Below are 13,747 nucleotides of genomic sequence, written 5' to 3'. Positions count from 1 at the left end.
AATAACATAAAAAGCCACTTAATTGTGGCTTTCTTTTTTATACCTTTACCGTAAAGTTAGATATAGTTACCTGATTTTTTTATTGTTGTGTTTATACAACGCAAAAAGAGGCAATCGGTTCGCCCGATTACCTCTTTTTATCATTTATTTTTATGTGAGGTATTATATTATACCTTGTGCCATCATTGCCTGAGCTACTTTCATAAATCCTGCAATGTTGGCTCCTTTTACATAGTCGACAAAGTTGTCGGATTGTTTACCGTATTTCACACAGTTTTCGTGAATGTTTGCCATAATCCATTTTAATTTGCTGTCAACTTCTTCTTTTGACCAGCCTAGGCGTTCCGAGTTTTGGGTCATTTCCAAGCCCGATACAGATACACCTCCTGCGTTTGCGGCTTTACCCGGTGCATACAGTATTTTGTTTTTAAGGAATACTTCTATGGCTTCGGGGGTAGATGGCATGTTTGCACCTTCCGATACAGCGAAAATGCCATTTTTAATCAACATCTCGGCATCGTCGCCGTTTAGTTCGTTTTGTGTTGCCGATGGTAGCGCTATGTCGGCTTTTTCGCCCCAAGGACGTCCGCCTTCTACATATTTACAGCCATATTTTTCGGCGTATTCTTTTATACGTCCACGGTAAAGCTCTTTAAGCTCCATAACGTATTCAAGTTTTTCTTTTGTAATTCCTTCCGGATCGTAAATATATCCGTTAGAGTCTGATAAAGTAACAGGGATAGCTCCTAATTCTATCAGTTTTTCACAAGTGTATTGTGCAACATTGCCCGATCCGGAAACAAGGCATTTTTTACCTTTAATGTCTATGTTGCGTGTTTTAAGCATTTCGAGAAGGAAATAAACATTTCCATATCCTGTTGCTTCGGGGCGTATAAGGGATCCGCCGAAAGTGATACCTTTACCTGTAAATGTACCTGTGAATTCGCGGGCAAGTTTTTTGTACATTCCAAACATGAATCCAACTTCGCGTCCGCCTACGCCTATGTCGCCGGCCGGAACGTCGGTGTCGGGGCCAATGTGTCTCCAAAGCTCAGTGACAAAAGCCTGGCAGAAACGCATGATTTCGGCAGTTGATTTTCCTTTTGGGTTAAAGTCAGAACCTCCTTTTCCTCCACCCATAGGCAGGGTTGTAAGTGCATTTTTGAATGTTTGTTCGAATGCGAGGAATTTAAGGATAGATTGGTTTACTGAAGAGTGAAAACGGATACCTCCTTTATATGGGCCGATGGCATTGCTGTGTTGAATACGATATCCCATATTGGTTTGTACATTTCCTTTATCGTCGACCCACGTTATACGGAACGAGAATATACGCTCGGGTATACAAAGTCTTTCGATAAGGTTTGCTTTGTCAAACTCGGGGTGTTGGTTATACACCTCTTCAATAGATTCTAATACTTCGTGAACCGCTTGATGATATTCGGGTTCGTTTGGGAAGCGTTGCTTTAAAGTAGTTAGTACTTGTTCTGCTTTCATTTGTAAAAATATTATACATTGATATCTAACGTCAAAGGTACAGAGAAAAAGCGAAAAAACAAGAATAATGTTCGTTTTTTGATTAATTTTTTTTCTTTTTGCTATTTTTGGTTGGTCTGTTGTCTGTATGTGAAAATTTGTATTCGAAACTGTTAATTTTGTTAATAATTACAGATTCTTACCTAAAAGATACAGGATTCGTCAAATCGTTTCGGAGACTGGTTTAGAATCGTATTTTTATAGTTATATTTGTAGGCGTTATATGTTAAATTTACAGATTCTATGCACGTAGAGGTTGTCCGGATAAGGCTGCCTGCTTTTAAAATGTATATCTCGGTTATGGAAAAGATATTTTTTGTTGTTTTTTTAGTGTCTGCAATATTGCTTGTTTTATGGGCTTTTATGATGCTGGCTTGCATAATGTCAAGATGCAGTCTTTCGGTGCGCTTTAAAAAAACGAGACCGATAGTGTTGATTTTAATATTCATCTTGCTACTATCGGCCATCTTGTATCAAAACGCATGCAGTGCTTAAGGAGCCAAGGCGTTGTTAATTTTTTTCTTTAGTTCATCTTTTGTATATACTCCTGTAAAACGGGTTATCTCTTTGCCATCTTTGTATAAAATAAGAGTCGGAATTGATCTTATGTTACGGTTTGTAGCCAACGACTTGTATTTGTCGACGTTTAATTTGCCTACTTTAACGCCAGCATCGGGATCTTTTGCCAGTTTCTCCAGCTCCGGGGCTATTTTGCGGCAAGGGCCACACCACGACGCCCAAAAATCGACAATGACTATCCCTTCCGATGTTTCCTGTTTGTAGTTCGACGGAGTTAGTTCCACTATCGCAGCTTCGCTTTTCGGCTCTTTATCCTTTGCGGTTAAACTTATAGGGATAATGAGGGCGATAATTAAAATATATAATGCTTTTTTTTTCATACGGCTATCTGTTATACTATACTTTCTACTTTTTTCAGAAAATCTTTTCGGTGCTCGTCCGACCCTTTCACTACTTGTCCGCAGTTAATCCATGTTGCGTTTTTTATTCCAACACCGTTTAAGGCTGCAGGTATAAGGCATCCTTCAATGGGGTTGCCGCAGTTGTTTATTATGCTTTCGGTGGTTTGGTCGGCGGTTGTAATAATTGTTGTTTTGTCGATAGACAGAAGCGGAGTCCATCCGTTTTCGTAATTGAACGCAAAATCTTTAAGAAGCACTTTGTCGAAAAATCCTTTTAAGATGGCAGGCATCCCCGACCACCAGATGGGGAAAATAAATATAAGTTCGTCGCTTTTTTTTATCAATTCCTGATAGCGCCCAACTATGGGGTCGATAAATCCCCCTTGACTGTAAAGACTTAACTCTTCTTCGCTGTAAACCGGATTGAAATTATCTTTATGTAAGTCTATTGTTTGGTAAGGGGTATTTTCCTTTTCGTATTTTGAGATTATAGTATCCATTATTGCTTTGTTGAAGCTGCCATGCCACGGGTGGGCCAAAATAATTGTAACCATAAATATTTTATTTGTTTTGTAGTATTAATAACTTGGGTTTTTATTTGTTTCTGAATAGGCAAAGCTACAAACTATAATTTAAAGAGTTGCTTGTTTTGCTTTTTTTAAGTGTGGGCTGTAATTTATCGGCTATTTGCGTTTAATTATAGCATGCGAATAGTTTGATTTATATACTTTTGCAATTACATCTATTTTGTATATGAGTGATAGAAAAGAAATATTCGGCAGAACAGAATTGCTGTTAGGAAAAGAGGTTGTAGATAGGTTAAATTCTTCGCGGGTTATATTATTCGGGGTAGGGGGTGTTGGAAGCTGGTGTGCCGAAGGTCTTATACGTTCGGGGGTGGGGCATCTAACTATTGTCGATTCGGATGATGTTTCGTGGTCGAACATAAACAGGCAGTTGCCGGCAACAACAATAACCGTAGGGCAGCCTAAAGTTGATGTGTTGAAAAAAAGGTTGCAGGAAATAAATCCCGATGCTGAAATTTGTGCTAAGCAGATGGTGTATGATGAGGAAACTTCGGCTTCGTTCGGGCTGAATAATTATGACTATGTGATTGATGCTATCGATAGTTTGAAAAATAAGCTTCATCTGATACGGGTGGCGACAGATTCGGACGCTGTGTTTTTTTCGTCTATGGGTGCAGCCTTAAAACTGGATCCTACCCGTGTGAAGGTTGCCGAGTTCTGGAAAGTTGCGGGTTGTCCTTTGGCTGCGGCTTTGAGGCGAAGGTTGCGAAAAGAAGGAAGCTTGTCGAAAAAATTTATGTGTGTGTATAGCGATGAATTACTCGATAATAAAGGAGAACTGATAAAGAATAGTAAAGAGGACGATTCTTCGGGTTGGGATATGCAAAAGGCTCGGATAAATGGTTCTATAGTGCAGGTTACAGCTGTGTTTGGGTTTACTCTGTCGGGGCTGGTAGTGCAGGATATTGTTAAAAAAGTTGAGAAGTAATTTTTTTATTTGGTTGCCAATTGGTTAAGGTGGTATTTTGTTGTTTATGTTGTGGTTGTATGCTACTAAACTTAAGAATCGGTGCGGGGAAATTGATTATTTTTTTGTTATATTTGTAAAATATTTGTTGTAGAAAAGCGGAGCAACAGGTAATTACATTTTAAATATAAAAATGTCATAAAAGCTAATATGTTTATGAGAATTTTACAGGCTTGTTACACATTGAGTAGGTTAGGTCAGTCGGGAGCTTCGGCTTTCCAATATCATAGGGTTTCGGAAGGCTTTTCGGAAGAAGAAATGTATGAAATTGAGAAAATAGGAGATTATATAACCCCCGTCGAATTATCGGAGTGGACTGATAACCAGGTTGGCTTTTGTTATTTTAAACTTCATAGCGGAAAGATAGGCGTTGCTCAAAGCGCAATTATAAAGAATAAAGATATTGCTCAGGCAAATGAGCTTTTAGTACATGCGTTGGTGTTGGAAGAAGGCGAATTCCCTTTTTTGCCTATTCGTTTATATCGGTCCGAATCTTTTGTTACCGGTTTCGACGGATATACGGAAGAGGATATAAAAAACAAGCTTCCGGATTTAACAGTAAGCGATTTAGTTTTAAACGATAAAATAAATACGGAAGATGTAAGTGAGTTCTTGTCGGAGGACGGTAATCAGGAGCGGTTTGAATTTATTCTGAATACTGTTATCGAGGCTAAAGAAAAGGGCAAACAAATTGTAGTCAGAGACGAGCCTCGCCGAATGGTGAAGTGGTTGTCTGCCCTGAGTTTTGCTTTTCCTGCGTCGTTGGTTGCCGACTTTACATTCTCTACTTGTTCGAATTATCTTGCAATAACACGTTCGTTTATTATAGGAGATCATACTGTTTGGGATAATCCCGATTTTTCGTATGCCGAAAATCAGACAGAAGCTTTTTGTATGCTCTTTGACGAATCGAAGAGGTCTTTGTCGAATGTGACCTATTCGTTGGAATATCCTAAAGTAATGGCATCTGTGCTTAAAGAAAACAAGGGCGACAGAAGTAAAATAATTGACTTTTTCGATAACTTTAATTATTTATCCTTAGATCGCGATATTGACATACTGTATAGGTTATATCTTACGGCAAAAGTTGAACATCCTTACGATCCTAAATGGGATCGCATAATTTCGTTTACTTTAGAAAAAGGAACAAAGGCGTTTGTGTCGGATTTTGTGAAAGATTATTTTTTGAACCTAAAAAAAACGTTGTATAATATTCAGGTAAAAGACGATGTCTCGTTTTTCTATAGACTTTGCGTGTTTGCCCGCATAGCCGAATCGGACGATGTGTTTGAACGGGTTTTCGAACTGTATTTCGAGCGATTGAATATTGTGGTATTCAGTGCGGAAGGAGAGTCTCTGAAAGATTATTATTTAAGCTTAATACTATCGAGCAATGAGCAGATGATAAAAGAGTTTCTCACATTTGGTAATGTATTTCAGAAGTACTTTTTCTCAAGCGAATCGTTCCGATACATGCATAGTTACCTCGATAGGGGCAACAACTCGTTTTTTATATACTATGTTGGTGTAATTCTGCAAAATGTACGTTTGTGCGAATATGCTTCTGATAAATTGTTTGAGAATAAAGAGTTTCAGGATATTTTGAATGCTTTTTTTACGCATGCAAAAGGTAGTGAAGCCATTGGTATTTTACTGAGGAAAATAAGGCTTGCCATTCAGGTTTATTATATGCTAACCCTTTTGAAATCGCATATATCAATAAAAGAAATATCCGATATTGTTAGGTATCTGAATCCGAATCAGATTGATGTTGATGAATTTGCCAAAGTATTGGCCGAGAAAAATGATGTTGCGGTACAAATAGCATCTGCTTCGTTCTTTTTTGAAAACAGAGAAAATAAACAAGCTGTTTTTGCCAAATATTACGAGTATTTGAAAACGAAAGACGAATTTTCGACAGAATTGTTAGAGACATTAATAGAGCAATACAAATGCCATGATTGGTGTGTCGAAGAGTGTCAGAAACTTATAAATATTGCTGTTGCTGAGAGTTGCAGCAAGGATGTTGTTACAAAACTGACTTTGAAGCTTGAGCAACATTTCGATATAGCAGAGGAGTTGGATTGCGATCAGCGTCCTTTTGTAGTCGAAATGTGTTCTTTTAAAGAGAAATACGGAATAGACACGGGAGGAAACTTCTTTGAATTGCATAATTCAGGGTTGAAATTAAAGAACGGAGAAATTATAACTGTGCAGGAAGTGCTGAAGGGGATGAATTCTTCGTTTAAGAATTTGCCACAAGAGAGAGTGAACTCGTTCCTGAAAATATTTCTTCCATATGTTGCCGATATTGTGTCTTTGCCTTCGGATTATTTTTATATATGCCGTTTTCTGGAAAAGGCAGGAGGTGAAGGTGTTGTCGATTTGGCTATCGAGGTGTTTGATAATCAGATAAAGAAAGACGGTTGGAATCAGGATAAGGTAATTATGATGGTTCAGTTTTATGTTAATTGGGCTCATTATGAACTAACTATGCATGCACGGGTTAATTTTGAGAAATTTATAGTATTGCTTCTTAAAAAGCAAGAAACTGCATGGCTGCTGGAGCTTGAAAAAGCTGTAAAAGCTATGGAAATACCCTCAAGCCCTGGCAACCCTTATATGTTATTCGATTTTTTTGAAACAGTGAAGGACGGTAAGGTGCGCGATGGTATTCTTAAGCGTATTTATAAAAGGTTTGGGATGTAAACGAAGCTATTGTTTACCTTGTACTTATACATATACAACGTCTCCGGTGTTTTTACCGGAGGCGTTTTTTGTTAAATAACGGGCGCGATATAGTTCCGTATACTAATATGCTTATTACGCATAAGACGGAAGCAACTATAAATAAACCTTCGAAAGAGTGTATGCCCGATATGTATCCTCCGATAAGCATGCCTAAAGCCAATCCCAAATCGAAGCCTACCAGATATGTAGAGTTTGCTGTTCCCCGTTGGTTGTTTTCGGCCATGTTTATGTAAAGTGTTTGCAGGGCAGGAAACATCATCCCGAACCCGACACCTATAAACAGACCGGCTGTGCAAAATGCGTATATATTGTGCGCGGTGGCAAAAACAAAGAACGATATTGCTACTATTGTCATTGCCGATATGTTTACTAAATGTATGTGCCCACGGTCTACCATTTTACCTGCAAATATTCTCGACAGAATGATGCCTCCTGCCCAAAACAGAAAGAATATTCCGGCATTAGGTATTTCTATCTGTTTTCCGTATTGTGCAACAAATGGACCTATTGTTCCCCACGCAAAACAGGGTAACAGTTGATTGAGGAATATAGGCCATGCCCGAAGCAGGAAAAAGCGGTCGAGCGATATTTTCTCGCGCTCAACTTTCGGGCGTACAGGAGCTTTAATGAGCGATACGGCAATAATGCCTAATAGTCCCATCCCCATTCCGCACCAAAGCAGTGTTGGGAAACCGTAAACCTGATAGATGTGTATGGCTACAAACGGGCCGATTGCCATGGCTACGTTCATAAATGTGCCATAATAACCGATGCCCTCTGCACGGCGTTCGGAAGGAACAAGGTCGATGGCTAGTGTACTGCTCGATACGGTTGATAATCCCCATGTGATTCCATGAAAGAACCGTACAACAACAAACAACATAACCGTTGATGCAAAAAAGTACCCCGAAAACATGCCTACATAACAGATAAAGCTGATAAGCAATATCTTTTTTCGGGAATACAAGTCTACAAGATACCCCGAAAACGGGCGTATAATCATTATTGCCAGTGCATACGATGCCAGCACAATACCTGTTTTGGTTTGTGCAACCCCCAATTGTTCCGTAATATATAACGGTATAGATGGCATTAATAAGTTAAACGAACAAGCCATCAAAAAATTTGCTATGCACACGTTTAGATAACCCGGTGTCCATAGCTTAGGCAAATTTTTAGTACTCATCTTTTTTTTGACTTCTATCTGTATCACCAATAAACAGTTCTATTTGTGTAGAACTGTACCTTTATTCTATTGCCTTTAAACAAGAGTATTTTACAAAACCTGACACTCCTGACAGGTTTTTCGTTTATTCAATTTATCCTTTATATCGATTGCCGTGCCTGCCTTCCTGATATAGATAAAAACTAAGTTTGGTCTTACATCAGTTCGCTCAGTTCGAGCCAGCGTAAAGTTTTTTCATCTATTTCGTCGATAAGTTCGCTTATGCGGTTCGATTTACTTAACAAATCGTCAGTCGATAATGTTCCGCTCGACAGTTCGGTTTCCAGCAATGCTTTTTCCGATTCCAGTTTAGGTATAAGTTCGTCCAGTTCTTCAAACTCACGTTTTTCTTTATACGATAACTTTTTCTTTTCGGTTTTAGGCGTTGCCTCGTTTTTTGGCTTTACATCTTTTGGTTTGGCCGCTGCGGCAATAGCTTCTTTTTCGAGCATGTCTTGTACCTCTTTCCATTCACGATATTGACTGTAGTTGCCGGGAAAGTCTTTTATCTGGGCATTGCCCCGAAAAGCTAAAAGATGGTCTACTACCTTATCCATAAAATAGCGGTCGTGCGATACTACAATAACGCAACCCTTGAAGCTTTGAAGATATTCTTCCAGTATGTTGAGGGTTACTATGTCGAGATCGTTTGTAGGTTCGTCCAGAACCAGAAAGTTAGGGTTTTTAATCAGCACCGTACAAAGGTATAGCCTGCGCTTTTCTCCTCCCGAAAGTTTATAAACATAACTATGCTGTTTTTCGGGTGCAAACAGAAAGTGTTGCAGAAATTGCGATGCGGTCAGTTTGTTCCCATTTCCCAAGTCTATAACTTCGGCAATGTTTTGCACCACGTCAATCACTTTCATTTGCTCGTCAAACTTCAATCCGTCCTGACTGTAATACCCGAAGTTTACGGTTTCGCCAACATCAAACTCGCCTTTGTCGGGTGCAACTTCACCCATCAGCATTTTTATGAAGGTCGATTTTCCTGTTCCGTTATTACCCACAATACCCATTTTTTCGTAACGGGCAAATATGTAGTTGAAGTCTTCGAGTATCTTAATGTCATCAAACGACTTGTATATATGTTTGGCTTCGAATATTTTGTTCCCGATGTACGAGCCTTTCATCTGTAGCTGCACGTTTCCGGCATCGCGTTGTTGTTGCGCTTTTTTCTCCAGTTCGTAAAAAGCATCTATACGCGATTTTGCTTTTGTGCCTCGTGCCTGAGGTTGGCGGCGCATCCATTCCAGCTCCTTGCGCAACAGGTTGTTTGCCCTGTCTATTTCGCTGTTTTGGGTATTAATGCGTTCTTCCCGTTTTTCGAGGTAGTACGAGTAATTTCCTTTGTATTGGAACAGTTGTTTTTGGTCTATCTCTATAATTTCGGAGCAAACCCGGTCGAGGAAATAACGGTCGTGCGTAACCATAAGCAGGCTGAGGCGCGAGCGTTGCAAATACTCTTCGAGCCACTCGGTCATGTCAAGGTCGAGGTGGTTGGTTGGCTCGTCCAGAATAATCAGGTCGGGTTCGGTTATCAGTACATTGGCAAGAGCTACACGTTTTAACTGCCCTCCCGATAATTCGGATATTTTCTGATCGAAGTTTGTTATTTTCAGTTGAGACAAAATCTGCTTGGCACGTTGTTCGTAATCCCATGCTTTCAGGGCATCCATTTGCTGCAGTATGGCGTCCATTTTGGCGTGGTCGCCCGAAGCCATTACATGCTCGTATTCGGCAATAAGGTTTGTAACTTCGCTTCCCGACTGAAAGCAGGCTTCGAGCACGGTCAGCTCTTCGGCATAACGTGGGTCCTGCTCCAGATAGGCGACTTTTATGTCGCGCCGAAAAACAACCGCACCTTCGTCGTACGATTCTTTTCCGGTTAATATATTCAGTAAAGTTGTTTTACCCGAACCGTTTTTCGCAATTAAACCAATGCGTTGCCCTTCGGCTATACCAAACGAGATGTTTTGAAAGAGGACAAGGTCGCCAAAGCTTTTGGTCAGGTTGTCCACCTGTAAAAGTGATGCCATTTTTCCAGATATTTTGCGCTTGCAAAGATAGTTAATTGCACGCCGATTTCGGATTATTTGGAATAGTATTTTCTCTTTTCGTCAAAAGTTAGTAACTTTCGGGTTTTGTTTACATATTGTTCGCAGAATAGCTCTTATTTGTTAAAAATGATAAGAATGGCGTCAGTCGGACATCAACAAAACAAAAACTAAGTAAGATAATAGAATAACCAACATAATAAATGACTGAAAAACTATTGCTTTTAGGCGATCAGGCTATTGCTTTGGGAGCCATACATGCGGGGATTACAGGTGTGTACGCTTACCCCGGAACGCCATCGACCGAAATAACCGAATATATTCAGGAATCGCCTTTGGCTGCCGACCGAAAAATACACAGCCAATGGTGTACGAACGAAAAAACAGCTATGGAGGCAGCCCTTGGGGTGTCGTATATAGGTAAACGTTCGCTTGTGTGTATGAAACATGTAGGGCTTAATGTTGCCGCCGATGCCTTTGTAAATTCATCGATGACCGGTGTACATGGTGGCTTGGTAGTACTTGTTGCCGACGACCCGTCGATGCACTCGTCGCAAAACGAGCAGGATTCGCGCTACTATGGTAAATTTGCGTTTACTCCTGTTTTCGAGCCTTCGTCGCAACAAGAGGCTTACGATATGATAAGGTTTGCATTCGATTTTTCGGAAAAATATGCATTGCCTGTTCTCATGCGTATTACTACACGTATGGCGCATTCGCGTGCTGTGGTTCAGACATTGGAGGTAAGAAAGCAAAACGAAATTAGTTTTTCGGAAGATAAATCTCGCTGGGTGCTTCTGCCTGTTAATGCACGCAGGCGTTACAACGAATTGTTAGCAGTTCAGCCCGAATTGGAAAAACAAGCGGCAGAGTCGTCTTTCAACGAATATAAGAAAGGATCGAAACAGGGCGTTATTGCCTGTGGTATAGCTTACAACTATCTGATGGAGAATTTTCCGAATGGTTGCGACTATACAGTATTAAAAATATCGCAATACCCGTTGCCTGTTGATATAATAAAAGAAATGGTCTCGGAATGTGATGAAGTGCTGGTTCTTGAAGAAGGACAGCCTTTTGTTGAAGAACAGGTACGAGGTATATTAGATTGTACAGGGAAGATTAAAGGACGTTTGTCGGGCGAGCTTCCCCGTGTCGGAGAATTAACCCCCGACAGTGTGCGTGCAGCTTTGGGCTTCGGCGGTTACGAGCTGATGGATGCCAGCAAAAATGTGGTAGGCCGTCCTCCAGCATTGTGTACAGGTTGCGGCCATCGCGATGTGTACGATGCGTTGAACGAGGTGATAAAAGATTATAAAGACGCGAAGGTTTTCAGCGATATAGGTTGTTATACACTGGGAGCTTTGCCCCCGTTCCGTGCAATTGATACGTGCGTGGATATGGGTGCTTCGATAACTATGGCAAAAGGTGCTGCCGATGGTGGTTTATTTCCTTCAATTGCCGTTATAGGCGATTCAACTTTCACTCATTCGGGTATAACAGGCTTGTTGGATGCAGTAAACTCGAAAGCGAATGTTTTAATAATAATTTCGGATAACCTGACTACTGCCATGACCGGAGGACAAGATTCGGCAGGGACTGAAAAGCTGGAAGCTATTTGCCTTGGGGTAGGGGTCGAGCCCGAACATTTGCACGTTGTGATTCCATTGCCGAAGAATATGGACGAAATAAAACGTGTGTTTAAACAAGAGCTCGAATATAATGGTGTGTCGGTTATTATACCTCGCCGCGAATGTATCCAAACATTGAAAAGAAACGCAAAAAAGAACAAAAAATGAAATTAGATATAATACTTTCGGGTGTAGGCGGACAAGGTATCCTTTCTATAGCCGCAATTGTTGGCGAGGCTTCGTTATACGAAGGGCTTAACATAAAACAAGCCGAAGTGCATGGCATGAGCCAGCGGGGTGGCGATGTGCAATCGAATCTGCGTATATCGTCCGATAAAATATACTCCGACCTGATAGCCAAAGGCACGGCCGATGCAATAATCTCGCTCGAGCCTATGGAGGCCTTAAGGTATTTGCCTTATCTGTCTCAGAAAGGTTGGATTGTTACAAATTCGGCTCCGTTTGTGAATATACCTAACTATCCTGAATTGGATACGGTTTTAGGAGAGCTGAAATCGTTACCTAATGTTATTTTGCTCGATATTGACAGTCTGGCAAAAGAAGCTGGAAATTCGCGTACGGCAAATATGATATTGCTGGGTGCTGCATCGGTTATTATGGGCATTGATGCTCAGAAGCTGGAAGACGCAATCGGGCGTATTTTCGGGCGTAAGGGCGAGGCCGTTGTAGAAATGAATGTAAAGGCTTTCCGTGTAGGGCGCGAAGCCGGCGAAGCACAAGTAAGGAGGCAGGCATAATGGAAAATACTCCGATTGACAAACAGATTGTCGACAGATTGATAAGAGAGTTCGATATAACCGACTTTGGAAAAGCTACCATTCGCGAAACAAAAGCTATTGCCGCACAGGCCGAGAAAGAGTCGGGTGTAGAGTTTATAAAAATGGAGATGGGTGTTCCGGGGCTTCCTGCATCGAGTATTGGTGTCGATGCCGAAATTGCAGCATTGCAATCGGGTGTTGCCAGCATATACGCCGATATTGACGGCGTTCCCGAACTGAAATCGGAAGCATCGCGCTTTGTAAAAGCTTTTGTCGATGCCGATATAGCTCCGCAAGGGTGCGTGCCTGTAACAGGGTCGATGCAAGGTACATATGCTGCATTTGTTACAGCCGGCCAATGCGATAAGGCTAAAGATACTATTCTTTTTATCGATCCGGGATTTCCTGTTCAGAAGCAACAGTTAGTTGTGATGGGGCAGAAATACGAGGCTTTTGATGTATACGAATACAGAGGCGAAAAATTACGGGATAAACTCGAAAGTTATCTGGGAAAAGGAAATATCTCGGCTCTCATATATTCTAATCCTAACAACCCCAGCTGGGTAAGTTTTAAGGACGAAGAACTACGTATTATAGGCGAGCTTTGCCAAAAGTACGATGTGATAGTGCTTGAAGACCTTGCATATTTTGCGATGGACTTCCGCCGCGAATTGGGTAATCCGTTCGAGGCTCCTTTTCAACCAACGGTAGCAAAATATTGCGACAATTATATATTGTTCATTTCGGCATCTAAAGCATTTAGTTATGCCGGTCAGCGTATAGGCGTTGCTTGTATATCCGATAAGCTTTATAATCGGAAATATCAGGGAATTACCGACCGTTACGGAATGGGTACGTTCGGTTCGACGTTTATTCATCGTGTGCTTTATGCCCTGAGTGCAGGAGTAAGCCATTCGGCCCAGTATGCTCTTTTGGCGATGTTTAAAGCGGCTAGCGATGGCGAATATAAATTTCTTGACGAAGTGTCGGAATATGGACGCAGAGCGAGAAAACTGAAAGATATATTTTTGAAATACGGGTTCAGGCTTGTTTACGATAACGACATGGGCGAGTCGGTTGCCGATGGCTTTTACTTTACTATAATGTGGCCGGGTATGACGGGGGGCGAGCTTTCGCTCGAACTGATGTATTACGGCGTAAGTGCCATATCGTTATCGACAACAGGAAGCATGCAGCAGGGGCTGCGGATATGTACGTCGTTTATTTATCCGCACCAATACGATCAGCTTGACGAGCGTATGGCGATATTTGCACGTAACCATAAATTATAAGACTAAAC

10 protein-coding genes are annotated in these 13,747 nt (G+C 41.0%); 5 read left to right on the top strand and 5 right to left on the bottom strand.

Annotated features, from left to right (window positions below; genetic code table 11):
• Positions 1-162: 162 nt before the first annotated feature.
• The 3 genes from D0T53_RS13065 to D0T53_RS13055 form a co-directional block, all read right to left on the bottom strand.
• On the bottom strand, positions 163-1,497 hold the full coding sequence (locus tag D0T53_RS13065; protein WP_163268623.1) for an NADP-specific glutamate dehydrogenase: 1,335 nt from the start codon (positions 1,495-1,497) through the stop codon (positions 163-165).
• 530 nt (positions 1,498-2,027) lie between these two features.
• Positions 2,028-2,435 (bottom strand): thioredoxin, encoded by a 408-nt coding sequence (gene trxA, locus D0T53_RS13060; RefSeq protein WP_163268621.1) that lies wholly within the window; start codon positions 2,433-2,435, stop codon positions 2,028-2,030.
• A gap of 11 nt (positions 2,436-2,446) precedes the next feature.
• The gene (locus D0T53_RS13055) at positions 2,447-3,010 is read right to left on the bottom strand and encodes an NAD(P)H-dependent oxidoreductase (RefSeq protein ID WP_163268619.1); all 564 of its coding nucleotides are present in this window, start codon (positions 3,008-3,010) and stop codon (positions 2,447-2,449) included.
• Between the two features lie 199 nt (positions 3,011-3,209).
• Here D0T53_RS13055 and D0T53_RS13050 point away from each other — a divergent pair, with 199 nt between their 5' ends.
• Together D0T53_RS13050 and D0T53_RS13045 are read left to right on the top strand one after the other, a co-directional pair.
• Positions 3,210-3,971, top strand: coding sequence for a ThiF family adenylyltransferase (locus tag D0T53_RS13050; RefSeq protein ID WP_163268617.1), 762 nt, complete (start codon positions 3,210-3,212; stop codon positions 3,969-3,971).
• 195 nt (positions 3,972-4,166) lie between these two features.
• Positions 4,167-6,719, top strand: a complete 2,553-nt coding sequence (locus D0T53_RS13045; protein WP_163268615.1) for a hypothetical protein — start codon at positions 4,167-4,169, stop codon at positions 6,717-6,719.
• 52 nt (positions 6,720-6,771) lie between these two features.
• On the opposite strand, the gene D0T53_RS13040 is transcribed toward D0T53_RS13045, so the two are convergent.
• Positions 6,772-7,947, bottom strand: coding sequence for an MFS transporter (locus tag D0T53_RS13040; protein WP_163268613.1), 1,176 nt, complete (start codon positions 7,945-7,947; stop codon positions 6,772-6,774).
• Between the two features lie 194 nt (positions 7,948-8,141).
• Positions 8,142-10,022, bottom strand: a complete 1,881-nt coding sequence (locus D0T53_RS13035; protein WP_163268611.1) for an ABC-F family ATP-binding cassette domain-containing protein — start codon at positions 10,020-10,022, stop codon at positions 8,142-8,144.
• A 221-nt stretch (positions 10,023-10,243) separates the two neighbouring features.
• Here D0T53_RS13035 and D0T53_RS13030 point away from each other — a divergent pair, with 221 nt between their 5' ends.
• Genes D0T53_RS13030 through D0T53_RS13020 form a run of 3 tightly spaced genes read left to right on the top strand, consistent with a single transcriptional unit; the run spans position 10,244 to position 13,739 of the window.
• Positions 10,244-11,836 (top strand): thiamine pyrophosphate-dependent enzyme, encoded by a 1,593-nt coding sequence (locus D0T53_RS13030; RefSeq protein ID WP_163268609.1) that lies wholly within the window; start codon positions 10,244-10,246, stop codon positions 11,834-11,836.
• Complete coding sequence (locus D0T53_RS13025; RefSeq protein ID WP_163268607.1) at positions 11,833-12,426, top strand: indolepyruvate oxidoreductase subunit beta; 594 nt, start codon at positions 11,833-11,835, stop codon at positions 12,424-12,426. Before D0T53_RS13030 ends, D0T53_RS13025 begins: the two co-directional genes overlap by 4 nt.
• Entirely contained in the window at positions 12,426-13,739 is a 1,314-nt protein-coding gene (locus D0T53_RS13020) for a pyridoxal phosphate-dependent aminotransferase (protein ID WP_163268605.1), read from the top strand. Before D0T53_RS13025 ends, D0T53_RS13020 begins: the two co-directional genes overlap by 1 nt.
• Positions 13,740-13,747: the final 8 nt, after the last annotated feature.

It is taken from the genome of Dysgonomonas sp. 216, assembly GCF_010501065.1.
Lineage (GTDB): Bacteria > Bacteroidota > Bacteroidia > Bacteroidales > Dysgonomonadaceae > QVMM01.
This window is presented reverse-complemented; position numbering and strand designations above follow the sequence as displayed.

What these genes read in the sequence shown, in the direction of transcription:
- D0T53_RS13065 (WP_163268623.1), bottom strand. Translation starts at nt 1,497, where the DNA reads ATGAAAGCAGAACAAGTACTAACTACTTTAAAGCAACGCTTCCCAAAC.
- trxA (WP_163268621.1), bottom strand. Translation starts at nt 2,435, where the DNA reads ATGAAAAAAAAAGCATTATATATTTTAATTATCGCCCTCATTATCCCT.
- D0T53_RS13055 (WP_163268619.1), bottom strand. Translation starts at nt 3,010, where the DNA reads ATGGTTACAATTATTTTGGCCCACCCGTGGCATGGCAGCTTCAACAAA.
- D0T53_RS13050 (WP_163268617.1), top strand. Translation starts at nt 3,210, where the DNA reads ATGAGTGATAGAAAAGAAATATTCGGCAGAACAGAATTGCTGTTAGGA.
- D0T53_RS13045 (WP_163268615.1), top strand. Translation starts at nt 4,167, where the DNA reads ATGAGAATTTTACAGGCTTGTTACACATTGAGTAGGTTAGGTCAGTCG.
- D0T53_RS13040 (WP_163268613.1), bottom strand. Translation starts at nt 7,947, where the DNA reads ATGAGTACTAAAAATTTGCCTAAGCTATGGACACCGGGTTATCTAAAC.
- D0T53_RS13035 (WP_163268611.1), bottom strand. Translation starts at nt 10,022, where the DNA reads ATGGCATCACTTTTACAGGTGGACAACCTGACCAAAAGCTTTGGCGAC.
- D0T53_RS13030 (WP_163268609.1), top strand. Translation starts at nt 10,244, where the DNA reads ATGACTGAAAAACTATTGCTTTTAGGCGATCAGGCTATTGCTTTGGGA.
- D0T53_RS13025 (WP_163268607.1), top strand. Translation starts at nt 11,833, where the DNA reads ATGAAATTAGATATAATACTTTCGGGTGTAGGCGGACAAGGTATCCTT.
- D0T53_RS13020 (WP_163268605.1), top strand. Translation starts at nt 12,426, where the DNA reads ATGGAAAATACTCCGATTGACAAACAGATTGTCGACAGATTGATAAGA.